Here is a 26348-nt window from a genome sequence, read left to right as displayed (position 1 = left end):
CCAAAAGGCCCAACCACCACGGCGCGTGCCCCCCCCTGCGGCCACAGCAACCCCGCCCACCCCCACTCCGCCGCCCCGCCCCCCACACCTCTCCCCCGATCGACGGGGGAGAGGAAGGGCTCCCTTCCGCAACCGTTGCGGAGGATGGGCAGGCAGGTGAGGGGCAGCGCAAACGTCCGCAGGAGATTCAAACCCTGAAGCGCTGCCTTAGACCGATATGCGAGATTGATCCGAGCTGGCGCGCCAGCGCCACTTATGTCCAACACGGTACGAATCCGGCCGATGCAAAATCGTTACCTGCCCTATTTATTGACCTTGCCCAGCCTGTTTCTGGCCGCGGTCGTCATCTTCTGGCCGGTCTGGGACCTGATCCAGATATCGACGCATGATGTCAGCCGTTTTGGGCAGCTGCGCGACTTCAACGATTTCGCCAATTATTCCGCCTTCCTCGCCGATCCCGATTTCCTGGCGGCACTCTGGCGCACCGGCCTGTGGACCGTGCTGGTGGTCGGCGGCGCGCTGCTGTTGTCCGTCCCCGTGGCGATGATCCTCAACACCGATTTCTACGGCCGCGGCATTGCCCGCGTCATCATCATGCTGCCCTGGGCGGTGTCGCTGACGATGACGGCGGTGGTCTGGCGCTGGGCGCTCAACGGCGAAAGCGGGATGCTGAATTCGGCGCTGATCGGGCTCGGCCTGATACATGAAAACATCCAGTGGCTGGCGCGCGCCGAGACCGCCTTTCCGATGCAGGTGCTGATCGGCATATTGGTGACGGTGCCGTTCACCACCACGATCTTCCTCGGCGGCCTGTCGTCGATCCCCGACGACCTCTACGAGGCGGCGGCCCTGGAGGGGGCGACGCCGCTGCAGCAGTTCCGCGAGATCACCTTTCCGCTGCTGAAGCCGTTCATCAACATCGCCATCGTGCTCAACACCATCTACGTCTTCAATTCCTTTCCGATCATCTGGGTGATGACGCAGGGCGGGCCGGCCAACTCGACCGACATATTGGTCACCCATCTCTACAAGCTGGCCTTCCGCATCGGCAAACTGGGTGAAGCATCGGCGGTGTCGCTGCTGATGTTCGCCATCCTTTTGATCTTCACCATGATCTATGTGCGGCTTGCCATGCGGGAGCAGCGCACATGACGCCCAAGCTGAAGCGTACGATCATCGCCTGGCTGCTGCTTTCGCCGCTGCTCGTGGTGACGATCTTCCCCTTCGCGATAATGTTTTTGACCGCGGTCAAGCCGCGGCAGGAGGTGCTGTCGCCGACCTGGTGGCCAAGCGAATTCCGCTGGTCGAATTTTGTCGAGATGTGGGTGGCGACGGGATTCGGCCAGGCGTTGGCCAATTCGCTCTATGTCTCGGTCATCGCCACCGTCGGCGCCATCCTGATCTCGGTGCCTGCTGCCTATGCCATGTCGCGGTTTCGCTTTGCCGGGTATGGCGCCTTCCGCCAGTTCCTGCTGATCTCGCAGATGATCTCGCCGATCGTGCTGGTGCTCGGCCTGTTCCGGCTGATGGCGGCCTGGGGGCTGATCGAATCGACCACGGCGCTCGGCGTCATCTACATGGCTTTCAACGTCGCCTTCACCGTGTGGATGCTGCAAAGCTATTTCGACACCATCCCGCGCGATCTCGAGGAAGCAGCGTGGATGGAAGGCGCCGGCCGATGGCTGACCTTGCGAAAAGTGTTTCTGCCGCTTTGCCTGCCGGCAATAGCGGTGACCGCCATCTTCACCTTCATCAACGCATGGAATGAGTTCGTCGTCGCGCTCACAATGCTGCGCAGCCAGGAAAGTTACACGCTGCCTATCCAGGTGTTCTCGCTGGTCGCCGGCCGCTACACGATCGAATGGCACCATGTAATGGCGGCGACGCTGCTGGCGACGCTGCCGGTGGCAATCCTGTTCATCTGGCTGCAGCGCTATCTCGTCCGCGGGCTGGCGCTCGGGGCGGTCAAATAACGGCGCCATTCACAACGGAGCTTTCATGCGCATCTTCACCGCCTCGCTGGCGACCGAAACCAACACCTTCTCGCCGGTGCCGACCGACCGGGCGTCGTTCGAGATGGCGTTCTATGCCGGGCCGGGCAAGCATCCAGACACGCCGACCTTGTGCTCCTCGCCGATGGTCGCGCTGCGCCGGCGTGCGGCTGCCGAAGGGCTGACCGTCATCGAAGGCACCGCCACCTGGGCGGAGCCGGGCGGGGTGGTGCAGCGGCAGACCTATGAGTCGTTGCGCGACGAGATTCTCGGCCAGTTGAAGGCAGCCTTGCCGGTCGACGCCGTCATCCTCGGCCTGCACGGCGCCATGGTGGCGCAAGGCTATGACGATTGCGAAGGCGATCTGCTGGAACGGGTTCGCGCAATCGTCGGGCCCGACGTGGTGATCGCGGTCGAGCTCGACCCGCACAGTCATCTGACCCCAAAGCGCGTCGCGGCATGCAATGTCATGGCCTATTTCCTCGAATTCCCGCACACCGACTTCTATGAGCGCGGCGAACATGTCGTCGAGCTTGGATTGGCGGCGGCGCGCGACGAGATCAAGCCGGTGATCTCGACGTTCGACTGCCGCATGATCCAGGTGCTGCCGACCAGCCGCGAGCCGATGCGCTCCTTCGTCGACCGCATCAAGGCGCTGCACGGCAAGGACGGCGTGCTGTCGGTCTCGGTCATCCATGGCTTCATGGCCGCGGACGTGCCGGAAATGGGCACGCGCATCCTGGTCGTCACTGACAATGACAAGGCCAAGGGCGATGCGCTGGCGGAGAGGCTAGGGCACGAGCTTTACGCCATCCGCGAAAGGACGGCGATGACGATGCTGAACACCGAGGACGGCATCGCGCGGGCACTGGCCGTGCGCAAGGAAAATCCCGGCAAGCCGGTTGTGATTGCCGACATCTGGGACAATCCCGGCGGTGGCGTCGCCGGCGACGGTACGGTCGTGCTGCGCGCCATGCTGGAACAGGGCGTGGACAATTTTGGCGTGGCGACGATCTGGGACCCGATCGCTGTCACCTTTTGCCAGGCGGCAGGCGAAGGCGCCGTCATCGACCTGCGCTTCGGCGGCAAGGCCGGGCCGCTGGCCGGCGAACCGATCGATGCGCGCGTCAAGGTGTTGAAAGCCGTCCCCGAGGGCTGGCAGAGCTTCGGGCCGAGCCGGGTGACGCTCGGACCGACGGCGCTGGTGCGGCTCGAAGGCACCGAAATCGACATCATCCTCAACACCAACCGCACGCAGACCTTCGAGCCGGATGTCTTCTCCAACATCGATGTCGATCCGTTGTCGAAGGACATATTGCTGATCAAGTCAACCAACCATTTCTACGCCGGCTTTGAACCGATCGCGGCGGAGATCATCTATGTCTCGGCGCCGAGCTCGTATCCGAGCAATCCGGCGGTGACGGATTACAGGAAGCTGACGCGGCCGGTGTGGCCACGGGTGGCGGATCCTTGGCGCTGGTGATCTCCCCCTCGAGGGGGGAGATAAGGCGGCGCTATAGCAATCCCCGCTTCACCATCATCGCTTCCGGCGAAGGCATCTTGCCGCGGAACGCCGTGTACAGCTCCTCCGGATCCTTCGACCCGCCAGCGGCATAGATATTCTTCCAAAGCCGTTCCGCCAGCGCCGGGTTGAAGGGATCGCCGGTCTCCTCGAAGGCGGCGAAGGCGTCGGCGTCGAGCACTTCCGACCACATGTAGGAATAGTAGCCGGCTGAATAACCGTCGCCGGAGAAGATATGGCCGAAATGCGGGGTGCGATGACGCATGGCGATGGTGTCGGGCATATCAAGCTTTTCCAGCGTTTCGGCTTCGAAACGCAGCGGTTCCGCCGGCGCATCCGGCCGCGCGTGATACGCCATGTCGATCAGCGCCGACGCTGTGAACTCGACCGTGGCGAAACCGGCGCCGAACGTGCGGGCGGCCAGCATCTTGTCGAGCAGCGACTTCGGCATCGGCTTGCCGGTCTTAACATGCAGCGCATGCTTTTCCAGCACTGCGGGCACCGTCAGCCAGTGCTCGTAGAGCTGCGAAGGCAGTTCGACGAAATCGCGGGAAACCGAGGTGCCCGCCACCGACGGCCAGGTGACGTCGGTCAGCATGCCGTGCAAAGCATGGCCGAACTCGTGGAACAGGGTCTTGGCCTCATCGACCGACAACAGCGCTGCTTCCCCGGCCGGCGGCTTGGCGAAGTTCATGATATTGTAGATCACCGGCTTGGAGCCATCGCCAAGCTTGTAGCCCGACTTCAGCGCGCTCATCCACGCGCCGGAGCGCTTCGAGGACCGGGCGAAATAGTCGGCGAGGAACAGGCCGCGCTCGCTGCCATCGGCGTTCTTCACCACGAAGACGCGCGCGTCGGGATGCCAGGCGGCGATGCCCTTCTTCTCCTCGAAGGTGATGCCGAACAGTTTTGTGGCGACGTCGAAGCAGGCGTCGATGACCCGGTCGAGTTGCAGATACGGTTTCAGTTCCGCCTCGTCGAAGGCGAATTTTTCGGCGCGCAACTTCTCCTGGTAGAAGCGCCAGTCCCAGGCGGCGAATTTTTCGTTGCTGCCTGCCTTGGTCGCCAGCCGCTCCAGCTCCTTCTGGTCGGCGGCGGCCTTCTCCAGCGCTTTCTCCCAGACCGGGTCGAGGAGGTCGTGCACAGCCTTCGGCGTCTTGGCCATGGTGTCGTCGAGTTTCAGCGCGGCGAACGAGGCATAGCCGAGCAGCTTGGCCTTTTCGGCGCGCAATTTCAGCATGTCGCGCACCACTGCGGTGTTGTCGCTGGCGCCACCGTTCTGGCCGCGCATGGTGAAAGCGCGGAAGGCGGTCTCGCGCAGGTCGCGGCGTTCGGAGAAGGTCGTGAACGGCTCATAGATAGAGCGCGACAAGGTGACTGCGTAGCGGCCTTTCTGGCCGCGCGTCTCGGCGGCTTCGGCCATCGAACTCTTCACGAAGTCCGGCAGGCCCGCAAGATCAGCCTCGTCGAGGAAAAGCGCCCAGTCGCGCTCGTCGGCCAGCACGTTCTGGCCGAAGGTCGTGCCGAGCGAGGACAGCTCCTCGCTGATGTTGGCCAGCCGCTTCTTGCCGTCGGCGTCGAGTTTTGCGCCCGATCGCACAAAGCCTTTCCAGGTCTTCTCCAGCACCCGCAGCGTCTCGACGTCGAGTTTTAGCGTCTCCCGGCGCTGGTAGAGGTCGTCGATGCGGGCAAACAATTTCTCGTTCATCGAGATCGCCGAGAAATGCCGCGACATCTTCGGCGAGATCTCACGCTCCAGCGCCTGGATCGCATCGTTGGTGTGGGCGCCGGCCCGGCACCAGAAGATCGACGAGACATGGTCGAGCGGCTCACCGGCGAGCTCGAGGGCTGCCAGCGTATTCTCGATGGTCGGCGCATCCTTGTTGCCGGCGATCGCATCGATTTCGGCCTCATGTGCCTTCAGCGCCGCGTCGAACACCGAGGAGAAATCGCCGTCGCCGATGCTGGCAAAATCCGGCAGGCCGAGCGGCCCTTGCCATTTGGTCAGCGGATGGGCGGCGAGATCGACGGTTTTCGTGGACGGCATGGGGGATCTTTCGATGATTGGCGGAGCTTGCTGATCGATGTAGGGCGATGACTGGCGCGGCGCAACAGCGCGGCCGTTCAAGCCCGCGTCAGAAGCCATCGCAATTTTCCGCGATCGCCGCTTGCGAACTGGCGGTGATGCGGTTGCCGGTGACGGCGAACGTTTCCTGCATCAGCATGTCATTGTTGGGGAAATCATAGCAGGCGATGACAGTGGTGACGCCGGCCTCGCTCTTTTCGACGCGATGCCGGATTGCGGCGCCGGCGACCGCGCCCTTCCATTCGTCGATCGACGCGATGAACTCCTGCTTCGACTGCACGACGCCGAGATCGTCGAGCTTGGTGCGGACATCGTCGGCGAGCAGGTCCGACAATTCGGTGCGATCGGCGACCAGCAGCGCCGAATACCAGCGGTCGATAATGGCGCCGTCATCGGAGCGGGCAGGGACGAGCGAAATCAGCAGCGCCGCTACGGCGAAAGCGATCGCACGCCAAACCCGCATTCTTCCCTCCTCTTATTTGACCATGCCCTTATCCGAAAACCGGTTCCCACTTTTCGGGATCATGGGTCTACGTCAAATCCGGCCGCTCGAAGTCGCCAGTGTCCTTGTTCATCACCCAGAGCTCGCCTGTCGAGATGTCGAACCAGGCGCCATGCAGCGACAGCCGCCCCTTGCCTTCGAGGATGGAGACGCAAGGGAAGGTCCTGAGATTGGCGATCGAATAGCGGATGGAAATCCGCTCCAGCGCCGTCTGCCGTTCGGTTGTCGTCATGAACGTGCTGGACGAAACGGTTTCGGCCGCCGGCGCGATCAGGCTCATCCATTTGCCGATGAAGTCGCCGGGCGACAGCGGCGCCGAATTGGTGTCGAGCGCGGCGCGGATGCCGCCGCAGCGGCCATGGCCCATCACCACGATGTTTTTCACCTTCAGGCTCTGCACGGCGAATTCGAGCGCGGCCGAGGTCGAGTGGAACTCGCCGTCCGGTGCATAGGGCGGCACCAGATTGCCGACATTGCGCAGGACGAACAGTTCGCCCGGACCGGCGTCGAAGATCGCCTCGGGGGCAGAGCGGGAATCGCAGCAGGCAACGATCATGGTTTCGGGCGCCTGCCCCTCGCGGGCGAGCTCGCGATAGCGTCCGCTCTCGGTGAGATAGCGGCCATTCATGAAGTTGCGGTAGCCGGTCCAAAGATGTTCGGGGAGATGGGGCATGGGTTAGGGATGAAGCCTTTCGGGGTTAGCGACGGCAGCTCATTTCAAGTTAGAAAGGCTCTAACGGCAAATGCCCGTCGCGGGCAATGCCGAATTGCGGATGGCTTCGTCGCAAATCGCCATGCCGCACGCATGGCTCGCCGCTTGCCTCACGCCCAGATCGCCAGGGGAATGCCCAAACGGTCGGCAAGCGGCGGGTCGGGAAACGGCTTTGCCTCGCCGCCGGCAATGCGTCCGGCAATCAGCATCATCGCTGCGGCGTCGAGGAAATCGTCGGCGGCAGCACCGCGTTGCGGCGGCTGGTCAAGGAAAGCTCTGGTATAGCCCTGCCGGCAGAGCAGTGCCTTGCGCTCTTCCATCCCGGCAGGATTGACTGCGCCCTTGATCTTCTTCGGCAGCGTCATCGGTTTTTCGCCGTTCAGCCGGCAGAAGGCCACTTCGGGGTGCGATTCGAAGACGCGGCGGCGCAGTTGCGGACGTGCGATCAGCAGCGCGTCGATCTCGCGTATCTTGGCAAAGATGCCGAAGGCCTGGATCGAGACGCCGCGTGGCGGATCGGAGGTCGCCCTGGCCACCTCGCTGGCGCGCCGATGCGCCTCATACCAGGCCTCGACCGTGGTGAAGTCGCTGATGTCGGCGTAGAGGGCCGCACGGGACGGGATAGAGAAGACGCTGGATTGCCGTGCTCCGAGCATTGGCCGTACCAAGGTCTCCGGCCCGCGCCCGCCTCTTTGCGAGACGTCCGGCAGGCCGATCGGCATGTCGACGGCCACTGTCGCATCGGCGGGCAAGGCGTCGAGCAGGGCCGCAAAGCTGGGAAAGACGCGGACTGACGGCGCGGCATCCAGATCGCGGCGGACGGCGATCCAGCCGGCCTTGCAGCCGTCGACGCCGACGACCAGGGTCGAGGTCACGCCCGGCGGTCCCGCCCCGGATGGGTGAGGTGGCGCAGCTGCACCATCGCCATCGGGTGCGACAGGCTCTGGGCATCGGTTTCAAGCTGCAGCTCGTCGCCGCCACGCTTGGCGGTTCGCGCCAGGATTTCGTAGACGGCGGCGGTGGTCGATTGCAGCGCCTTGATCGGCGGCTGCCCCGACAGGATGCGGGCGAGGTAGACGGCCGCAGTCAGGTCGCCGAGGCCATTCGGCGGCTTGTCGATGAGGCGGTGTTCGGCCAGCAGCGCCTGGGTGCCGTCAAGCAGCAGATTGCCGGTGCCGCCGGTCATCATCGACTGTGCCGACGTCACCAGCATTGTTGACGGTCCGGCATGGAGGGCGGCCGAGATCACCGATTTCAGATCGGGCAAAGGCGCACCGGCCATCCATTCCAGCTCATAGCGGTTGGGGGTGGCGATGTCGGCGATCGGCATCAGTCGATCACGCATGGCGGCGGCCGTCAGCTCGGGCACGTAGAGCCCGCCGGAATCGCCCATCACCGGATCGCATATATAGATCGCGTCCGGCGTCTTGGCCTTGATGGCCGCGACCAGCGAAGCGACGGCGTCGGCCTGGCCGGCCTCGCCGAGATAGCCCGACAGCACCGCACCGACCTCACCCAGCCAGGGCGCGCGCTCGAGATCGGCCATCAGCGCCTTGAACTGGTCGAGCGGCGGCACGATGCGCGTGGCGCGGCCGTGGCCCGGATGCCAGGGCAAGATGACCGTCGGTACCGCCCACACCGGAAAGCCCAGCGTCTCCAGCGCAAACACGGCGGCGCGGTTGCCGACCGAGCCGCGGGCGACATGGCTGGAAATGACGATGACCGCGCGCGGCGCGTCGGCTTTTTCGCTGTTCATGGAAAATCCTAGATACGGATAATTTTTCGTTGAATCGTCATCCTGATCTATCTCTTTGGTTGGAGCATGATCTCCGGACAAAACGGTTCCCGTTTGTCCGAGAAAACCGGTTCCCACTTTTCAGGATCATGCTCTAGCTGCCCCGGGAGACGTAGTACACGAGCCAGATCAAAAGGCCGAGGGCGACGATGAGCCCAAGTGTGCGGCCGATGCGGGTGCCCCAGACCTCGATCGGATCGGATCGGTCGGCCTCGGCTGCGGTAACATGATCGCGGGCGCCTTTCGCTGCCCGTGACACCAGCGATGCGCCGCCAAGGCCGCCCTCGTTCGCCACGCGCTCAATAATGCGGCGCGATTCGCTGTCATCGTCGCGGCGTTCCGCCATGATCCTGTCCTGTTTGCCGGCAACCATATCGTGTTCGCGCGATCAATCACAGGGCCTCGCCGGCGCATGAATGCGCGCCAGGAATGCGCGCCAGCGGCAGACATTTTCTTGAGCGCGGATTGTGCTAATGCTTCGCATGCAACTTCTGTCGAGGGACCTCACCATGTTTGCCCAGCGCCTTGCCTTCCCTTTCCGCAGTCTGCCGGCCGTGCTGATGATGGCCGTCGTGCTGCCTCTGCTCGCCGGCTGCGGCTTCAACACCATCCCGACGGCGGAGGAAAACGCCAAGGCGGCATGGAGCGAGGTGCTGAACCAGTATCAGCGTCGGTCCGACCTCATTCCCAATTTGGTCGAGACGGTGAAGGGCTATGCCTCGCATGAAAAGGACACGCTCGATGCGGTGGTCGAAGCGCGCGCCAAGGCGACGCAGATCACGGTGACGCCGGAAACGCTGAAGGACCCCGAAGCGCTCAAGAAGTTCCAGGATGCGCAATCAGGGCTGACCAGCGCGCTATCGCGGCTGATCGCGGTGTCGGAGGCCTATCCCGACCTCAAGGCCAACCAGAATTTCCTGGCGCTGCAGGCGCAACTCGAAGGCACCGAGAACCGTATCGCCGTGGCGCGGCGCGACTACATCCTGGCGGTCAAGGATTACAATCTGACGCTGAGGACCTTTCCGTCGGTGCTATGGGCAACCTTCTGGTTCCGCAGCAACGAGCCCTTCGCCAACTTCACCGTCGAAGAAGACAAGATGCAGCCGCCGAAGGTCGATTTCGGCACGAAGCAGGGCGGGTGATGACGTCTGGGTGAGCTTGGCCTTTGCCAGCCTTGCGTTCCTTCACACCCCCCTCTGTCCTGCCGGACATCTCCCCCTCAAGGGGGGAGATCAGCTGTCTTCTGTGCTTGCGCCAAATATCAGCGTTGCCGGCTGAGCGTCGGCAGCGAGATTGCCAATCTCCCCCCTCGAGGGGGAGATGTCCGGCAGGACAGAGGGGGACGCGAAGGAACGCCAACCTTGGTGTTCTTCTCGCCTTTCTGGCCGTCTTCCTGCCCCTCACCGCCTTCGCCGCCGACCTCCCCGCGCTGACCGGCCGCGTCGTCGATAACGCCGGCATTATCGACGCGGGAACCAAAGCCGCGCTCACCCAGAAACTCGCCGACTTCGAGACAAAAGGCTCCGACCAGATCGTCGTCGCCACCATCCCCAGCCTCGACGGCGAGGAGATCGAGCCTTACGCCAACCGGCTGTTTCGCTTCTGGAAGCTCGGCCAGGCCAAGGAAAATAACGGCGTGCTGCTGCTGGTGGCGCCGAACGACCGCAAGATGCGCATCGAGGTCGGCTATGGGCTGGAAGGCACGCTGACCGATTTGCACACCAAGCTGATCATCGAAAACGACATGGTGCCGGCGTTCCGCGCCGGCGATTTCTCCGGGGGCATTTCCAAGGCCGTCGACGACATGGTGATGGTGCTGGAAGGCAATCCGGAGGAATTGGAGGCGCGCGGCGAGCGCAACCAGAAGCCGCCCATCAATACCGACAATCTGTTCTTCGGCGTCTTCATCAGCATCTGGGCAATCATCTTCTTCGGCAGCATGGCCGCCTCCATCCTGCCGCCGATCTTCGGCCAAAAACTCGGTCCCGGCCGCTATCGCTGGCTCGGCATGACATTCGAGCCGGGCCGGCGGTCGTCCAGCGGCGGCTGGTCTTCGGGCGGGGGCGGCTGGTCGTCGGGTTCAAGCGGTGGTGGCGGCTTTTCCGGCGGCGGCGGTTCGTCCGGCGGCGGCGGCTCCTCGGGAAGCTGGTGACGAGATGACAACACGCATCGCCAATCCCTGGCATGGCCGCTTCGCCACGATGACCGGCGCTGCCTTGCTGGTCTTGCTCGTCAGCTTCGCGGCGCTGGCGGCGGAACTGCCCGCCCTCACCGGTCGTGTCGTCGACAATGCAGGCATCATCGATGCCGCGACCGAGGCGGCGCTCACCCAAAGACTGGCCGATTTCGAGACCAAAGGCTCCGACCAGATCGTCGTCGCGACGGTTCCCAGCCTCGACGGCGAGGAGATCGAGCCTTACGCCACCCGGCTGTTCAACGCTTGGAAGCTCGGCCAGAAGGCCAAGAACAATGGCGTGCTTCTGCTGGTGGCCGTGAACGACCGCAAGATGCGCATCGAGGTCGGCTACGGGCTGGAAGCCACGCTCACCAACCAGCACGCCACACGGATCATTGAAGGCATGGTGCCGGCCTTCCGCGCCGGGGATTTCTCCGGCGGTATTTCCAAAGCGGTCGACGACATGATCATGGTGATTGAGGACAGTCATGGTGGTTGAGGGGAACTGGTGACGGCATGACAGTACGCGTCTTCAATCCGCCAAGACCTGGCCGCGCAGCCGCGACGATCGGCATCGCGCTGTTGACGATGCTCACCATGCTGTTTGTAGCTTTGGCGGCAGACCTGCCGGCACTCACCGGGCGGGTGGTCGACAATGCCGGTATTATCGACGCCGCGACCAAGGCGGCACTGACGCAGAAGCTCGCGGATTTCGAGACCAAAGGCTCCGACCAGATCGTCGTCGCCACGATCAACAGCCTCGACGGCGAGGAGATCGAACCCTACGCCAACCGGCTGTTCCGCTTTTGGAAACTCGGGCAGGCCGGCGAAAACAACGGCGTGCTTCTGCTGGTGGCCAAGAACGACCACAAGATGCGCATCGAGGTCGGCTACGGGCTGGAAGGCACGCTGACCGACCTGCACACCAAACTGATCATCGAAAACGACATGGTGCCGGCGTTCCGCGCCGGTGATTTCTCCGGCGGCATTTCCAAGGCCGTCGACGACATGGTCATGGTGCTGGAAGGCAACCCGGAAGAGCTGGAGGCGCGCGGCAAGCGCAACCCGGCCGACCGCAGCACGCCCATCGATCCCGTCGTCGCGGTCTTCCTGATCCTGTGGGCGGCGATGTTCTTCGGCGGCCTGGCGATGGCCTTCCTGCCGCCGATCTTCGGCACCAAGCTGTCGCCGGGCGTGTATAAATGGCTGGGCATGACCTTTCGCTACGGCCAGGGGCCGAGCGGATCGTCCTCGGGCTCCAGCAGCTGGACAACAAGTTCGTCGTCGGGCAGCGGATGGTCATCGGGAAGTTCGGGCAGCAGCTGGTCTTCGGGCTCAAGCAGCGGCGGCGGGTTTTCAGGCGGCGGCGGTTCGTCTGGCGGTGGCGGGTCTTCAGGGAGCTGGTGAGAGAAGATGGCAACACGACCGATCAGCCCACAGGACCATGAGCGCATCGCCACCGCGATCCGCGCGGCCGAGGCCAAAACCGACGGCGAGATCTACTGCGTCGTTGCGCATGCCAGCGACGGCTATTTCTTTCCCGCCGCCTTCATGGCGACATCAGGCATGCTGATTGCCAGCCTCGCCGTCGCTTATGGGCTGGAAGCCTGGTGGCTGTCGATCCGGCTGCCGCATTTCGTCATTGTCCAACTGCTGGCACTGGCCTCGGTGTTGGTGCTTTTGTGGGCGCTGCCGGGCTTGCGCATCCATCTGGTGCCGCGCCGGCAGCGTTATCAGGCGGCACATCACAATGCGCTCAGGCAGTTCCTCGCCCGCAATGTCCACCGCACCACGGCGCGCACCGGCGTGTTGGTCTTCGTGTCGACCGCCGAGCGTTATGCCGAAGTGGTCGCCGATTCGGGCATCGACAGCAAGGTCGGCCAGCATGTCTGGGACGGCGTGGTGCGCGATCTCCTGCAGCATGCCGGTGACGACCGGCTCGCCGACGGCTTCGTCAAGGCGATCGGGCAGGTCGGCGCGGTGCTGGCCGAGCATTTCCCGGTGACGTCGGGCGACGCCAATGAGCTGGACGATCATCTCGTCGAGATCTGAAGAGCCTGCACGCGCTACCCGGACGGACGCCTGACCGCGCCGGCTGGGCGCGTTTTCCAGGCAGGCTTTGCCCATTGTCAGCAGTGTCGCGATCGGCTGTGAGAAAGCGGTCGGCGGGCTGACCTCGAGTCTTGCAAATGGCCGATGCGGGTTTATGGTTAACAAATCATGAATACGCTGAGCATCGACATCAGGAAAGCCGAACCGCGCGACGCCGGCGCCATTGCCGACGTGCACCAGCTGGCCTGGGAGGGCGCCTATTCCGGCATCATCCCGCATCGCTCGCTGACCTCGATGATCAACCGCCGCGGCGCCGACTGGTGGGCCAACGCCATCCGCCGCGCCGCCACCGTTCTGGTGGTCGAGATCGGCGGCACCATCGCCGGCTATGCCACGATCGGCAAGAACCGCGCCCGCGAGCTGAAGCAACAGGGCGAAATCTACGAACTTTACCTGCGTCCGGAATATCAGGGCATCGGGCTCGGCAGCCGGCTGTTCAAGGCGGCGCGGGCGCGGCTTGCCGACCACGGGCTGAAGGGAATGGTGGTGTGGGCGCTGGAAGACAACCAGAACGCACTTTCCTTCTATGCCGGCGCGGGTGGCCGTGACGTCGCCGAAGGCGTCGAGATTTTCGAGCAGAGGGCGCTCAAGAAGGTCGCCTTCGTCTGGGAATGACCGGCCTCGGTTACAAATCATCATAAACCGTGCGCTTCCGTTAGCGCTTCGCACCAATCGCCGCATTGCACCATGCCGCGCCGCCCGCTATCGATCTTGGACATCGAGAGAGGGATTTAAGCCATGCGAATCGAAGCCATTGCCATCGGAAAGAACCCGCCCGAGGACATCAACGTCATCATCGAGGTGCCGATCGGCGGCGAGCCGATCAAGTACGAGATGGACAAGGAGGCCGGCACGCTGTTCGTCGACCGTTTCCTGCATACGTCGATGCGCTACCCCGGCAATTACGGTTTCGTGCCGCACACGCTGTCGGGCGACGGCGACCCGATCGACGTGCTGGTCTGCAACACGCGCGCGCTGGTGCCGGGCTGCGTCATCAATGTGCGGCCGATCGGCGTGCTGGTGATGGAAGACAATGCCGGCCAGGACGAGAAGGTCATTGCCGTGCCCTCGCCGAAGCTGACGCTGCGCTACGAAAACGTCACCGAATACACGCAGCTGCCCGAGATCACCCGCGACCAGGTCCAGCACTTCTTCGAGCACTACAAGGATCTCGAGCCCGGCAAATGGGTCAAGATCGAAGGCTGGCACGATTCGAAATACGCCAAGAAGATGATCGTCGACGCGATCGCACGGGCGAAGGCGGCGAAGTAGCGCCGAGAGAGGCCTGCGTCTCGTTCAAGTAAGCGGCAAACGCCAGCGCGAGGCACCCCCCTCTGGCCTGCCGGCCATCTCCCCCTCAAGGGGGGAGATCGGATGTCGCAACGGCTTTCGTCAATTTTCAGCGCCGAAAGAAAAGCGCCGCCAGCGAAGCTGCCAATCTCCCCCCTTGAGGGGGAGATGCCCGGCAGGGCAGAGGGGGGTGCCTTGCACCCACGTGGCTAGTTATCCACCCGACCAAACGCCGGCACGTTGCCGATGACGGTGTGCTTGTCCTTGCCACAGGCGAAACTCTTCGCCTTTTCGTCCGCCAGCTTGCGCGCCTGGTCGTTGGCCTGAGGGTTGCCGGTGGCGAGCACGAGGCCGATGGTGCAGCCGTCGCGGGCTTCCATCTGGGCGACCTTGGCGACGAGCAGCACTTCGGTCGGCTTGTTCTCATCCTCGGGATTGCTGATCGAGCGGCGGTGGATCACCGCGAAGGGAACGGCAACGTCGCCCTTGGTCTCGATGCGCCATTCGACCTTGGCGCCGGACGAGTTGAAGCCGGAAAAGCTCTCCCAGACCGAGGTCATCTCGCCGCCGGGCGGAAACCCGTAGAATAGCGATTCACGCGCATCGTCGTAGGCGATCAGCACGGGATAGCCGCGATAGCCGGAGCAGGCGAGTTCGGCCCAGTCGCCATCGCCTTCCTCGGCCTGCGCATAGGTCACGCAATCCTTTTGCGAGTCGAGGTCGGTGTAGACGCTGGATATGCCATCGGCATGGGCTGCCTGGCAGAGGGCGGCGAGGGCGAATGGAACAAGCAGCAGGGTTCGCATGCGGACTTTTCCCTTGAGGTTGGCCCCAGCCTATCGCCAAATTTGCGGCCGGCCTAGCGTGCCAATCTCAACGTTGGCGCCGCCCACATCGCCCTGCCGGGCAATTCTCCCCCTGAACGGGAGAAAGTGGCCGGCTGCGCCGCTGGCGACAACCTTGCAACGCTGGCAATTGGCGAAATCGTGATGAGAGCGTTCCTCGCCCCATTTCCGGGAAAGGATGCCGTTAGGTGAGGGCGGCGCCAACGTTCGAAATGTTATTTCTTCAAGCTCGCCTCGATCAGCAGGTCGGCGTTGCGGGCCACCGATTGCGCCGGGCCGCCTAGGCCGAAGAGCTGGCCGCTGATATAGGCGCCTTCGATCAACAGCAGCAGGCCGTCGCCGAGCGTGTCAGGGTCTTTAGCGCCCATCGCTGCGGCCATGGCGCGCAGGCGGTGGCGCAGCTCCTGCTTGTTGGCCTCGCTGACGACACGCGCCGGATGGCCATGTTCGGGATATTCCACCGCCGCGTTGGTCATGCCGCAGCCGCGATAGTCCGGCCTTTGCGTGCGCTTGCCGACGCGAGTCAGGAAAGCCCTGAGCTGTGCGCGCGGGTCGCCGGGGTGGGCAGCCACGGCTTCGTCGAAACGCTCCCAATACTCACGGTCATATTGCCTGAGATAGGAAGCGGCGAGCTCGTCCTTGGAGGGAAAGCTGCGGTAGAGGCTGGGCTTGGTGACGCCGGCGCGCTTGACGATCTCGTCGACGCCGATCGCCCGGATGCCGCGGCGGTAGAACAGGTCGTACGCCACGTCGAGGATTTTCTTGGCAGCCTTGGGCGGTGCCACTGCATGACCGTCCTTGATGGTCAGTTCAAAATTTTTGTCCGTTGGCATGGTATGACTCGATTGACGTGTTACCGATCGGTACGTATACAGGTCCTCACCCTGCAACGTACCGGTCAGTAACATGATAGCTCAATCCCGTCCGTTTGGCCAGCGCTACGCTTTCGTCGTGGTTGGCGTCATCTTCCTCTGCCTGTTGATCGCGGCCGGGCTTCGTTCCGCACCCTCGGTGATGATGCTGCCGTTGGATAAAAGCTTCGGCTGGGGGCGCGATACGGTTTCGATTGCCGCCGCGATCGGCATCTTCCTTTACGGCCTGACCGGGCCGTTTGCCGCCGCATTGATGGAGCGTATCGGCTTGCGCCGCACGCTGCTTGCCTCGCTTGTGATCATGTCGGGCTCGACCGCGCTCAGCCTGCTGATGACCGAGCCATGGCACCTGTTCCTCACCTGGGGCGTGTTTTCCGGCATCGGCTCCGGCGCGGTCGCCACCGTGCTCGGCGCCACCATCGTCAACCGCTGGTTCAAGACCAATCGCGGCTTGGTGATGGGGCTGATGTCGGCCTCCAGCGCCACCGGCCTCTTGGTGTTCCTGCCGCTGCTGGCATCGCTCGCCCAGTCGGGCGGCTGGCAGCCCGTCGCTACCGCCGTCTCGATCGCCACCGCCTGTCTTCTGCCGCTGGTCTGGCTGTTGGTTCCGGAGCGTCCCGCTTCGATCGGCATGGTGCGCTATGGCGCCGGGGCCGATGACGTGCCGCCGGTATCGCCGGCATCGCAAGGCAATTTCCTGGCGCATACGCTCAACACGCTGCGCCGCGCTGCCGGCACCCGCGTCTTCTGGTATCTGTTCGCCACCTTCTTCATCTGCGGCTTCACCACCAACGGGCTGGTCGGCACGCATCTGATCTCCTTCTGCGGCGATATGGGCATCCCCGAGGTACAGGCCGCGGGCCTGCTGTCGCTTATGGGCATTTTCGACCTGATCGGGACGACGCTCTCGGGCTGGCTCACCGACCGTTTCGACCCGCGCAAGCTGCTCGGCGTCTACTACGGCATTCGCGGTCTGGCGCTGATCTATCTGCCCTATTCCGGCTTCTCGGCGACCAGCCTGATCATCTTCGCGGTGCTCTACGGTCTCGACTGGATCGCCACCGTGCCGCCGACGCTCAGGCTCGCCAACGAGGCCTTCGGTGACCGCAGCGGCCCGATCGTGTTCGGCTGGATCGTAGCCGGCCACCAAGTCGGCGCCGCCACCGCCGCCGCCTTCGGCGGCACCATGCGCGAATTGCAGGGCAATTACGAACTGGCTTTCCTGATCGCCGGCATGACGGCGATCGTGGCTGCGTGTCTGTCGCTGCTGATCAATACGAGCAGGCCGGCTTTCGATCCGGAGCCGCAAGCGGCGTAAGGCGCGGTACTAATCTCCCCCCTCAGGGGGGAGATGGCCGCGAAGCGGCCAGAGGGGGGTCCGTGCGACCGGACTCAGCCTCTTGCGCAGAGGTCGGCGCTCCAAGCGAGGCGACCCCCTTCTGTCGCCTTCGGCGACATCTCCCCCCTCAAGGGCGGAGATCACCTGTCGATTGTTATCAAAGTTTCATCTTCCCGAGATGTGGCTGAAACATTGAAGCTGGAGCTTGCTGGCACCGTTCGAAGCCATCAGGAGACAGCCATGAACAAGATCTCGTTGACCCGCCGCGCTTTCGTCACCTCTGCCAGCGCCGCCGGTCTGCTCGGCGCATCGGGGCTCGCTTTGCCCTATTATTCGCGCGCCAGCCAGCGCCCGGCCTTCACCCATGGCGTCCAGTCCGGCGATGTCGATGCCTCGAGCGGCATGGTGTGGACGCGCACCGACCGGCCTTCGCGCGTCATGTTCGAAGTGTCGTCGACGGAAAACTTCGCCAATGCGACGCGGCTGGCGCCGCTCGATACCTCGCCGGCCAGCGACTTCACGGTCAAGCGCCTGCTCACCGACCTCGCCTCCGACCAGGATATCTTCTACCGGATGACTGCCGCCGACCTGTCGGATATCAACGCCGTTTCCGAACCGATCGTCGGCCGTTTCCGCACAGCACCCGCCTCGAAGCGCGACATAAAATTCGCCTGGTCGGGCGACACGGCCGGCCAGGGCTGGGGAATCGATGAGACCGGCATGAAAACCTACGCCACCATCGCCAGGCACACGCCGGATTTCTTCCTGCATTCCGGCGACACCATCTATGCCGATGGCGCCATGAAGGACGAGGTAGACCTGCCTGGCGGCGGCAAGTGGAAAAACGTCGTCCTGATCGACGGCAAGCGCAAGGTGGCCGAGACGCTGGATGAGTACCGCGACCAGTGGAAATACAACATGATGGACAAAAACGTTCTGGCCTTGAGCGCCATCTGCCCGACCTTCTACCAGTGGGACGATCACGAGGTGCTGAACAACTGGTCGGATTCGAAGAATCTCGGCGCCGACAGCCGCTACACCGAAAAATCCGTCCATGTGCTCGCGGCGCGTGCGGCGCGCGCCTTCCATGAGATGACGACGATCCGCTACGAGCCGTCCGAGCCCGGCCGCGTCTACCGCAAGATCGCGCATGGGCCGCTGCTCGACGTGTTCTTCCTCGACATGCGCTCCTATCGCGGCCCGAACGGCCCCGACATGCAGGAGGACATGACGCCGCAGTCACGCATGCTGGGCGAACAGCAGACGAAATGGCTGAAGCGCGAGCTGACGAATTCCAGGGCGACCTGGAAGATCATTGCCGCCGACATGCCGCTCGGCCTCGTCGTCTGGGACGACGGCGCCAAGAAGGTCGGCGCGGAAGCCATCAGCAATGGCGACAATGGCCTGCCCAAAGGCCGCGAGCTCGAGATCGCCGACCTGTTGCGCTACATCAAGACTGCCGGCATCACCAACACGGTCTGGTTGACCGCCGATGTCCACTACACGGCGGCGCACTATTACAACCCCGACAAGGCGCGGTTCCAGGATTTCAATCCTTTCTGGGAATTCGTCTCGGGCCCGATCCACGCCGGTACCTTCGGTCCCAATGATTTCGACATGACCTTCGGCCCGGAGCTGAAATTCATCAAGGCGCCGACCACCGAACAGGGCCAGAACCTGCCACCCTCGGCCGGCCTGCAGTTCTTTGGCCTGGTGGACATTTCAGGGGCGACAGAGCAGCTGACCGTGCGACTGATGGATCGCGACGACATCGAGCTTTACAAGGTGACGCTCGATCCGGTGCGGTCGGCGTAAGCCTTTGGGTCGGTGCGAAGGATCGCTATGCCTGGAATGGGCAGCCGTCAGTCCGGGTAGCAAACCGTCGGAATCTTCGGCCACACCGCGCTGTCGCAGCCTGCAACCTGCTGCCTCTGCTTGAAAGAGGCGCTGACCGGGCCGGTGACCACGGGGTCGACGCCATCAGGGGCGTCGGCAAACATCTGCTCGGCCGTCCGGTCGGACGACGAAGCCGGATTGGCTTCCTTCACCGTGGCGGCCGATTGAGCGGCATTGGCCGCCAGCACGGCAGCGAATGCGACCGAAGCGATGAGGGGCCAAAATCGATTGAGTTTGTCGGTCATGAATTTCGAACTACCCGGGCCCAGAAAGGTTCCCGCCTTGGTTAACAAAACCATCTCACACCGAGATGCTTAAGATTTGATGAGTATTTGGTGGTGCGCCTCCTCTTTCGCAATTGCGAAAAACCCTGTATGAGCCGCGCAACCGAAAGAGGCGGCGCCTTTTGGCCTGCTGCCTGCAACGCTCCCGAGACCACAAAATGAAAATTCGTAATATCGCGATCATCGCGCACGTCGACCATGGAAAAACCACCCTCGTCGACCAATTGCTGCGGCAATCCGGTTCCTTCCGCGACAATCAGCGCGTCGCCGAGCGCGCCATGGATTCCAACGACCTCGAAAAGGAACGCGGCATCACCATCCTGGCCAAGGCGACCTCGGTCGACTGGAAGGACACCCGCATCAACATCGTAGACACCCCCGGCCACGCCGATTTCGGAGGTGAGGTCGAGCGCATCCTGTCGATGGTGGATTCGGCGATCGTGCTGGTCGACGCGGCCGAAGGCCCGATGCCGCAGACCAAGTTCGTCGTCGGCAAGGCGCTCAAGGTCGGCCTGAAGCCGATCGTCGTCATCAACAAGATCGACCGTCCGGACGCCCGCCACGTCGAAGTGGTCAACGAGGTGTTCGACCTGTTTGCAGCGCTTGACGCCACCGACGAGCAGCTCGACTTCCCGATCCTCTACGGTTCTGGCCGCGATGGCTGGGTCTCGGAAAATCCGGAAGGCCCGAAGGACCAGGGCCTGGCGCCGCTGTTCGACCTCGTCATCAAGCATGTGCCGGAGCCGACCGTTCATCCTGGCCCGTTCCGCATGATCGGCACCATCCTGGAAGCCAATCCCTTCCTCGGCCGCATCATTACCGGCCGTATCGAGAGCGGCACGCTGAAGTCCAACCAGGCGGTCAAGGTGCTCCACCATGACGGCACGCAGATAGAAACCGGGCGCATCTCCAAGATCCTCGCGTTCCGTGGCCTTGAGCGCCAGCCGATCGAAGAGGCGCAGGCGGGTGACATCGTCGCCATTGCCGGCCTGTCCAAAGGCACCGTCGCCGACACGTTCTGCGACCTGGCGGTGACCGAGGCGTTGCATGCGCAACCGATCGATCCGCCAACCGTGACCATGTCTTTCCTGGTCAACGATTCGCCGCTCGCCGGCACTGAAGGCGACAAGGTGACCAGCCGCGTCATCCGCGACCGCCTGCTGCGCGAAGCCGAAGGCAATGTCGCGCTCAAGATCGAGGAATCGCCCGACAAGGATTCGTTCTTCGTTTCCGGCCGCGGCGAATTGCAGCTGGCCGTGCTGATCGAGACGATGCGCCGCGAAGGCTTTGAAATCGCCGTGTCGCGTCCGCGCGTCGTCATGCAGAAGGGCGAGAACGGTGAATTGCTGGAGCCGGTCGAGGAAGTCGTCATCGACGTCGACGAGGAGCACGCCGGCATCGTCGTGCAGAAGATGTCGGAGCGCAAGGCCGAGATGGTCGAGCTGCGGCCTTCGGGCGGCAACCGTCAGCGCATCGTCTTCCACGCGCCGACGCGCGGACTGATCGGCTACCAGTCGGAACTGTTGACCGACACGCGCGGCACCGCCGTGATGAACCGGCTGTTCCACGCCTACCAGCCCTACAAGGGCGAACTGCCGGGCCGCACCAACGGCGTGCTGATCTCCAACGAACAGGGCGAGGCAGTGGCCTATGCCATGTGGAACCTCGAAGACCGCGGCCCGATGGTCATCGACCCGGGCGTCAAGGTCTATCAGGGCATGATCATCGGCATCCATAGCCGTGACAACGACCTCGAAGTGAACGTGCTGAAGGGCAAGAAGCTGACCAACATCCGCGCCGCCGGCAAGGACGAGGCGGTGAAGCTGACGCCGCCGATCCGCATGACGCTGGAGCGCGCGCTGGCCTGGATCCAGGACGACGAGCTGGTCGAGGTGACGCCTAAGACCATCCGCCTGCGCAAGCTCTATCTCGACCCGAACGAGCGCAAGCGCTTCGAGAAGTCGGCCAAGGTTGTGGGCGCGGCGTAATCGTCTGATTTCCAAATCCGGAAGGAGGCGAAGCACCGATGTGCTTCGCCCTATTTCGATTATCTGCTCGCCCTTGAGATGATGGTTTCTCGGTCGGCTTCGCCGGAGAGATCAATTCGCACGATCGTGCCATCGCGGGCCGGCTTGCGCAAAGCTCTGGCGCCTTCGGGAACAACAACCAGCAATCGTTTCTCCTCCAGCGCCTGAAGCCTTGATCGGGAGATGCCGAGTTCGCCGGCGAGCAGACGGTCGAGCCGCAGCGATGTCGGCATTTCCAGCCCAAGCCTGATTTCAAGCGCGGCTGCGCGTCGGCCTTCGCCGCCGAGCCGGTGTTTGTGAACGGCGACATCGGGAAACTCCTCGACGCGGCCGACCCGGTTTCGCAAAGCCACGACATCGAAGGCATGGCGGCGGGCGAGGGCCGGATCGTTGCTTTCGAGCGCTGCCAGCAGCGCGGGTTCGATGTCGCGGCGGTTGCAGCGTTCGAAAATGCCGAAATTCCACGAATTGTCGCAGTCGATGCAGCGATAGATCAGCCAGACATCAATGCGTTTGCCATTGGCGTTGACGCGGAATTTGTCGCTGCAGCGATAGGCTTTCACGGCGCTGCAGCGGTTGCAGTGGACCAGGGGTCGAGGCGCGATTTCGGGCGTGATTGCCCAGTGGATAGCGAGATGTTGGGACAAGCCGGAAGACCTTCCAGTGTGGAAGTTCTTCAGGTCGGCAATGGCGAGATGCCCATGCGGGCACGGCGTGGCGAGAGCTAGCTATGTCGGAAATCAGCTGTCACGGGCGGCAAAGCGCGCGACAACGGTTCAGCAGTGCCAAACCGGTCTCGAACCGCCGCCTGAGGAACACGTGAAATGGAGCAGGCACCGCTTAATGCGGCGCCCTGCCAAGTGTGATCAGGGGAGTTGGCGAGACCGGCGGTTACTGAGGCAAAATGAAGCTCGAAATGAATGTCGGGACGGTTCTTCTAGCGGCAAGATGCCGAGCGGGCAAGGTTCATAGGGTGTCTCGCCCTGCTCAGGCGAAGGCGATCTGTACCTTCATCGATTTGTTGCGGTCGCCGGCGATCTCGAAAGCCGCAACCGCCTCGTCCATTGGATAGATGCCGGTCAGCAGCGGCTTGACGTCGACGCGACGGTTGTTGATCAGATCGACGGCCAGCGCGAACTCGTCATGGAAACGGAAGCTGCCGTGCATCTCGATCTCCTTGGCGACGATGAGATTCTGCGGCAGCGACATATCGCCGCCAAGGCCGAGCTGGACGAGCACGCCGCGCGGCTTCAGCACGTCGAGCCCAGCCCGCACCGCGCGTTCATTGCCGGAGCACTCGAACATCACGTCGAAACTGCCCTTCTCGACATTGTAGGCGGCGAGGCTGGCGCCGTCGGTGGCGACGTTGATGGTGCGGTCGGCGCCGATCTCGTTGGCCTTGGCCAGAACCGCGTCCATGACATCGGTGACGACGATCTCGCGCGCGCCGTGGACGCGCGCGGCCAGGATGCAGAGCGCACCGATCGGCCCGCTGCCTGTGACCAAGACCCGCTTGCCGAGCAGCGAGCCGGCGCGGTTGACGGCATGCAGCGTTACCGCGAACGGCTCGGCAAAGGCGGCTTCGTTGATGGAGACATGGTCGGCGATCTTGTGGCACTGCCAGGCCTCGGCGACGAGGCACTGGCGGAAGGCGCCCTGTATATGTGGCATCGGCATAGCGCTGCCGTAAAATCGCATGTTGAGGCATTGGTTCTGCACGCCCTGCAGGCAGTACCGGCACGCATTGCACGGCCGGCTGGGCGAAATCGCGACGCGGTCGCCGACAGCGAGGCTGGAGACGCCGGCGCCAAGCACCTTCACCGTGCCGGCGACCTCATGTCCGAGGATCATCGGCTCGCGCAGGCGCACCACGCCGAAGCCGCCATGATTGTAGTAGTGCAGGTCCGAGCCGCAGATGCCGCCGGCCTCGACCGATATTTCGACCTGTCCGGCGCCAGGCGCGCCCGAATCGGTCTCTTCGATGCGCAGATCTTTTGCGGCGTGGATGACGATTGATTTCACGGCCGCGATCCTTTCTCAAACCGCTGGCACGGGCAAGTCCGATCTCCGAAATGTGTCGCGTTCGTTGGCCCATCAGGCAGAGGGGTGCCAAATTGACGCCGATCGGATATTCTTCGCCATCCAACGCTCGAAGGCTCCGTCATGCACCTCACCTCGCTCCTGATCTTCGCCGCCGCTTTGTTCGTCGCCGCCGGTTCGCCCGGACCGTCGATCGCAGCCCTTGTCGCCCGCGTCATCTCGAAAGGCTTTCGCGACGTGTTCCCGTTCCTGCTTGCCATGTGGATCGGCGAGGGCATCTGGTTGTCGCTGGCGGTGTTCGGGCTGGCGGTCGTGGCGCAGACGTTTCATTTCGCCTTCGTCGTCGTGAAATGGGTGGGCGTCGCCTACCTCGCTTACCTCGCCTGGAAGATGTGGACGGCGCCGGTCGAGGCCAGGGAAGGCGAGATGCCGCGTGAGGATTCGCCGCTCAAGCTCTTCTTCGCCGGCATGGCGGTGACGCTCGGCAATCCCAAGATCATGATGTTCTATCTGGCGCTGCTGCCGACGATCATCGACCTCGCTTCGGTGAGTGTCATCGGCTGGGTCGAACTGACGGCGACGATGGCGGTGGTTCTGATCGCCATCGATCTCGCCTGGGTCGTCGCGGCCTCACAGGCGCGCAAACTGTTGAAGAGCAAGCGTGCGATGAAGATCGCCAACCGCATCAGCGCCACGACGATGGCCGGCGCTGCCGGGGCCATCGCGGCGCGATCCTGACCGCCTTTCTATGGGAACCTCAAAGCTAGACTTTGTCCAATAGATCCATGCTATCAGACGTGCCAACTTTCCAGCCGGCGAAGCATCCCAAAACGCCACAGGCCGCGCATCGTACGCCAACATAAAGCCAGCGAACGCCGTCACGTTCCGGGTAGATGGAAAACCCGACACCGATGTTTGCAGCTTCGGAGCCGCACTCGGTGCACGCCCATCGTTCCGGCTGGGCTTCGTCCCAAAATTCCCCGCTGTCGCAGATAAGATGCTCGGAGCCACAGGCTGTGCATGTTCGTCGCGCCACACCCTCGTCATCGTCGGCATCGAGGAGAAACGAGATGGAACCGCACTTGCAGCGGGCGAGCCTGAAGTCGTGAACCTCATATCCTTCGGAGGCATACCCCTCCAGGTATTCTGCGATGTCCGTGGGTTCCCTCCAACCCACCATTTGCCTGAGGTGTCTATGGTCATGAGTTATCTCGTCTATGGCGTGATATCGTTCGTTCGGCCGCATATCGATGGCCGCCGTTACGACTCTCTATTTAGCTGTCGGCATAACAGTTATGTTCCATATGTCGCCGAACACCTTTGTCCTGTTCTGCCCAATTGCCTCAAGCTTTTCCTCGTACAAAACATGTCTGGTCACGCCGCTATCGATGTCGACCGTGCAGTCAGCTGTGTTTGATTTGTGAACCGCAGCATCGGTACGGACGATCTGCTTCTCCGTTTTACCCGTTTCTGGATTCAGTTTCTCGACCGTGTCGACAAGAACCCCGGAGAGTTTCTCGGCATCCGAGGTCATGTGGAATTTCAACGTTGCCGTCCGCGCAATCTGATCGACGCCAACGAGCAGACTCGAGCGCGAATTGGCGAAGGGGTCACCGGCTTCATTTAGCGTCGTGTCGGTCGACGCTGTTTCCCTGCCTATGGGTAAATCGCTGTTCTGGCAGGTCGCTATGATATCAAGTTCCTGTAGGAAGTAAGGAACAGCCGTCTCGGGAGTTAGACCCGCGAAAAACTTACGAATCGTATTTTGAGCTGCTTCGTGATTGGCGTATTTGGGCAGTGCGAACAGCTCCTTCTCGACGACGTCTCGAACAGCTGGCCAACTCTTCAGGGCAACAGGCGCTCCCCGAATGTCGGTATCGAACTCGATGCGCATTCCGCGAAGCGCCGAGACGGTAGCCCAATTGTAAAGCGGGACTGGCCCGCTGCTAAGTTCTGTAATGGTCCAGGCAGAGGAATAGCCGCCTTCGCGGCTTTCTATCACTTCATATCGACCGCTGATCCTGCCTCTTTCCGTTGAGGTGACGCCGCGATCGGCAATCGTCTTCGTCCGCTCTATTTCGACAAGCCAGACTTGTCCCGCGGTTGGTTGGTAGGGAAGGGAAATGGATGCGCCGGCGGGGGCGGTTGTCTCACCATGCGTTTCATGGCCTACCAGCAAAACCGATACGATGGCGGCTGCAAAGATAGAAGCTCGAACCACTTTAACCCTCACCTCGCCATGGCGTGGTATTCGTCGTTCGGCCGCATGTCGATGGCCGCCGCCACGCGGTTCGACATGTTGAAGAAGGCGGCGGTCGAGGCGATGTCCCAGATGTCGCGGTTGGTGAAGCCGGCGTTGCGCAGTGCTGCCCTGTCCGCCTCGACGATCTTTGCCGGCTCTTCCGTCAGCTTGACCGCGAATTCGAGCATCGCCGTCTGCTTCGGTGAAAGATTGGCAGCGCGGAAGTTCATCACCATCATCTCGCCGAGAGCCGGATCGCCGGAGAGCTGGCGCACCGCCGCGCCATGCGCGGTCAGGCAATAATAGCAATGGTTGATCGAGGAGACGACGACCGCGATCATCTCCCGCTCCAGCTTCGACAGGCCGGATTCACCCAGCATCAGATCATTGTAGGTGTCGGTAAAGGCGCGCAGCTTCTTCTCGTCGAAGGCATAGGCAAGAAGCACGTTGGGAACCAGGCCGAGCTTTTCCTCGCATTTGGCGAAATAGGCTTTTGTCGCCTCGCTCAGCTCCGCGATACCGAGGTCAAGTGCGCTGATTTTGCCGGACATGGGGTCTCCTCCTGGTTCACCGCCGCCTGACCGTCGAATTCCTGTAATTCTTATCGAGCCGTCAAA

At 62.9% G+C, this 26348-nt stretch carries 26 protein-coding genes and 1 pseudogene; 14 read left to right on the top strand and 13 right to left on the bottom strand.

What is annotated here, in order from left to right; translation table 11 throughout:
* Nucleotides 1-282: 282 nt before the first annotated feature.
* From NKH38_RS14210 to NKH38_RS14200, 3 genes are read left to right on the top strand one after another with little or no spacing between them, the layout of a single operon-like run.
* Nucleotides 283-1152 (top strand): carbohydrate ABC transporter permease, encoded by an 870-nt coding sequence (locus NKH38_RS14210; protein ID WP_023745368.1) that lies wholly within the window; start codon nucleotides 283-285, stop codon nucleotides 1150-1152.
* A complete protein-coding gene (locus NKH38_RS14205; RefSeq protein WP_352765496.1) occupies nucleotides 1149-1973 on the top strand; it encodes a carbohydrate ABC transporter permease in 825 nt (274 codons plus the stop codon). Before NKH38_RS14210 ends, NKH38_RS14205 begins: the two co-directional genes overlap by 4 nt.
* Nucleotides 1974-1998: 25 nt before the next feature.
* Nucleotides 1999-3474 carry a M81 family metallopeptidase gene (locus NKH38_RS14200; protein WP_352765497.1) on the top strand — a complete coding sequence of 492 codons (1476 nt, stop codon included), beginning with the start codon at nucleotides 1999-2001 and terminating at the stop codon, nucleotides 3472-3474.
* Between the two features lie 31 nt (nucleotides 3475-3505).
* On the opposite strand, the gene NKH38_RS14195 is transcribed toward NKH38_RS14200, so the two are convergent.
* From NKH38_RS14195 to NKH38_RS14170, 6 genes are all read right to left on the bottom strand, one after another.
* Nucleotides 3506-5560: a M3 family metallopeptidase gene (locus tag NKH38_RS14195; RefSeq protein ID WP_352765499.1), complete on the bottom strand. Its 2055-nt coding sequence runs from the start codon at nucleotides 5558-5560 to the stop codon at nucleotides 3506-3508.
* Between the two features lie 88 nt (nucleotides 5561-5648).
* Complete coding sequence (locus NKH38_RS14190) at nucleotides 5649-6062, bottom strand: nuclear transport factor 2 family protein (RefSeq protein WP_352765500.1); 414 nt, start codon at nucleotides 6060-6062, stop codon at nucleotides 5649-5651.
* A 67-nt stretch (nucleotides 6063-6129) separates the two neighbouring features.
* Nucleotides 6130-6774 carry a carbonic anhydrase gene (locus NKH38_RS14185; RefSeq protein ID WP_023668613.1) on the bottom strand — a complete coding sequence of 215 codons (645 nt, stop codon included), beginning with the start codon at nucleotides 6772-6774 and terminating at the stop codon, nucleotides 6130-6132.
* A 149-nt stretch (nucleotides 6775-6923) separates the two neighbouring features.
* On the bottom strand, nucleotides 6924-7688 hold the full coding sequence (locus NKH38_RS14180) for a DUF429 domain-containing protein (protein WP_352765502.1): 765 nt from the start codon (nucleotides 7686-7688) through the stop codon (nucleotides 6924-6926).
* The gene (gene pdxY, locus NKH38_RS14175) at nucleotides 7685-8569 is read right to left on the bottom strand and encodes a pyridoxal kinase PdxY (RefSeq protein ID WP_352765504.1); all 885 of its coding nucleotides are present in this window, start codon (nucleotides 8567-8569) and stop codon (nucleotides 7685-7687) included. Before pdxY ends, NKH38_RS14180 begins: the two co-directional genes overlap by 4 nt.
* A 133-nt stretch (nucleotides 8570-8702) precedes the next feature.
* Nucleotides 8703-8954, bottom strand: coding sequence for a hypothetical protein (locus NKH38_RS14170; RefSeq protein WP_023732941.1), 252 nt, complete (start codon nucleotides 8952-8954; stop codon nucleotides 8703-8705).
* Between the two features lie 163 nt (nucleotides 8955-9117).
* Between NKH38_RS14170 and NKH38_RS14165 the strand changes: the two genes are divergently transcribed.
* The 7 genes and pseudogenes from NKH38_RS14165 to ppa all read left to right on the top strand — a co-directional run bounded on the left by NKH38_RS14165 (nucleotide 9118) and on the right by ppa (nucleotide 14168).
* Nucleotides 9118-9750 carry a LemA family protein gene (locus NKH38_RS14165; protein ID WP_023681434.1) on the top strand — a complete coding sequence of 211 codons (633 nt, stop codon included), beginning with the start codon at nucleotides 9118-9120 and terminating at the stop codon, nucleotides 9748-9750.
* Nucleotides 9751-9989: 239 nt separating this feature from the next.
* On the top strand, nucleotides 9990-10760 hold the full coding sequence (locus NKH38_RS14160; protein WP_196813610.1) for a TPM domain-containing protein: 771 nt from the start codon (nucleotides 9990-9992) through the stop codon (nucleotides 10758-10760).
* A gap of 49 nt (nucleotides 10761-10809) precedes the next feature.
* A pseudogene (locus tag NKH38_RS14155) lies at nucleotides 10810-11265 on the top strand (TPM domain-containing protein); the annotation flags it as partial.
* 35 nt (nucleotides 11266-11300) lie between these two features.
* Nucleotides 11301-12191, top strand: a complete 891-nt coding sequence (locus NKH38_RS14150) for a TPM domain-containing protein (protein WP_023681431.1) — start codon at nucleotides 11301-11303, stop codon at nucleotides 12189-12191.
* 6 nt (nucleotides 12192-12197) lie between these two features.
* The gene (locus NKH38_RS14145; protein WP_352765507.1) at nucleotides 12198-12836 is read left to right on the top strand and encodes a TPM domain-containing protein; all 639 of its coding nucleotides are present in this window, start codon (nucleotides 12198-12200) and stop codon (nucleotides 12834-12836) included.
* Between the two features lie 168 nt (nucleotides 12837-13004).
* A complete protein-coding gene (locus tag NKH38_RS14140) occupies nucleotides 13005-13511 on the top strand; it encodes a GNAT family N-acetyltransferase (protein WP_023688843.1) in 507 nt (168 codons plus the stop codon).
* A gap of 123 nt (nucleotides 13512-13634) precedes the next feature.
* Nucleotides 13635-14168 carry an inorganic diphosphatase gene (ppa, locus tag NKH38_RS14135; protein WP_023668623.1) on the top strand — a complete coding sequence of 178 codons (534 nt, stop codon included), beginning with the start codon at nucleotides 13635-13637 and terminating at the stop codon, nucleotides 14166-14168.
* 227 nt (nucleotides 14169-14395) lie between these two features.
* Here ppa and NKH38_RS14130 read toward each other — a convergent pair whose 3' ends face one another.
* On the bottom strand, nucleotides 14396-14992 hold the full coding sequence (locus NKH38_RS14130) for a hypothetical protein (RefSeq protein ID WP_023712049.1): 597 nt from the start codon (nucleotides 14990-14992) through the stop codon (nucleotides 14396-14398).
* 254 nt (nucleotides 14993-15246) lie between these two features.
* Nucleotides 15247-15864: a TetR/AcrR family transcriptional regulator gene (locus NKH38_RS14125; protein WP_023835195.1), complete on the bottom strand. Its 618-nt coding sequence runs from the start codon at nucleotides 15862-15864 to the stop codon at nucleotides 15247-15249.
* A gap of 73 nt (nucleotides 15865-15937) precedes the next feature.
* Here NKH38_RS14125 and NKH38_RS14120 point away from each other — a divergent pair, with 73 nt between their 5' ends.
* Nucleotides 15938-17221 (top strand): MFS transporter, encoded by a 1284-nt coding sequence (locus NKH38_RS14120; RefSeq protein WP_023835196.1) that lies wholly within the window; start codon nucleotides 15938-15940, stop codon nucleotides 17219-17221.
* 261 nt (nucleotides 17222-17482) lie between these two features.
* The gene (locus NKH38_RS14115; RefSeq protein WP_023830139.1) at nucleotides 17483-19057 is read left to right on the top strand and encodes an alkaline phosphatase D family protein; all 1575 of its coding nucleotides are present in this window, start codon (nucleotides 17483-17485) and stop codon (nucleotides 19055-19057) included.
* Nucleotides 19058-19104: 47 nt separating this feature from the next.
* Here the strand turns inward: NKH38_RS14115 and NKH38_RS14110 are convergent, their stop codons facing one another.
* Nucleotides 19105-19383 carry a hypothetical protein gene (locus tag NKH38_RS14110; protein ID WP_023753187.1) on the bottom strand — a complete coding sequence of 93 codons (279 nt, stop codon included), beginning with the start codon at nucleotides 19381-19383 and terminating at the stop codon, nucleotides 19105-19107.
* A gap of 197 nt (nucleotides 19384-19580) precedes the next feature.
* Here NKH38_RS14110 and typA point away from each other — a divergent pair, with 197 nt between their 5' ends.
* Nucleotides 19581-21410: a translational GTPase TypA gene (gene typA / locus NKH38_RS14105; protein ID WP_023681424.1), complete on the top strand. Its 1830-nt coding sequence runs from the start codon at nucleotides 19581-19583 to the stop codon at nucleotides 21408-21410.
* Nucleotides 21411-21469: 59 nt separating this feature from the next.
* Here the strand turns inward: typA and NKH38_RS14100 are convergent, their stop codons facing one another.
* The gene (locus tag NKH38_RS14100; RefSeq protein ID WP_352761339.1) at nucleotides 21470-22096 is read right to left on the bottom strand and encodes a DUF1062 domain-containing protein; all 627 of its coding nucleotides are present in this window, start codon (nucleotides 22094-22096) and stop codon (nucleotides 21470-21472) included.
* Between the two features lie 340 nt (nucleotides 22097-22436).
* Nucleotides 22437-23471: an L-idonate 5-dehydrogenase gene (locus NKH38_RS14095; protein ID WP_352761334.1), complete on the bottom strand. Its 1035-nt coding sequence runs from the start codon at nucleotides 23469-23471 to the stop codon at nucleotides 22437-22439.
* 141 nt (nucleotides 23472-23612) lie between these two features.
* On the opposite strand from NKH38_RS14095, the gene NKH38_RS14090 reads away from it, so the two are divergent.
* The gene (locus tag NKH38_RS14090) at nucleotides 23613-24227 is read left to right on the top strand and encodes a LysE family translocator (protein WP_352761328.1); all 615 of its coding nucleotides are present in this window, start codon (nucleotides 23613-23615) and stop codon (nucleotides 24225-24227) included.
* A 532-nt stretch (nucleotides 24228-24759) separates the two neighbouring features.
* Here NKH38_RS14090 and NKH38_RS14085 read toward each other — a convergent pair.
* On the bottom strand, nucleotides 24760-25710 hold the full coding sequence (locus NKH38_RS14085) for a hypothetical protein (RefSeq protein ID WP_155921634.1): 951 nt from the start codon (nucleotides 25708-25710) through the stop codon (nucleotides 24760-24762).
* Nucleotides 25711-25718: 8 nt separating this feature from the next.
* Nucleotides 25719-26282 (bottom strand): peroxidase-related enzyme, encoded by a 564-nt coding sequence (locus tag NKH38_RS14080; RefSeq protein ID WP_352638447.1) that lies wholly within the window; start codon nucleotides 26280-26282, stop codon nucleotides 25719-25721.
* Between the last annotated feature and the right edge of the window lie 66 nt (nucleotides 26283-26348).

The sequence above is a fragment of the Mesorhizobium sp. M1078 genome (assembly GCF_040318615.1).
In the GTDB taxonomy this organism is placed as follows: Bacteria; Pseudomonadota; Alphaproteobacteria; order Rhizobiales; family Rhizobiaceae; genus Mesorhizobium.
Note: the sequence above shows the minus strand (reverse complement) of the source record. Positions and strands in the feature narration are given on the sequence as shown.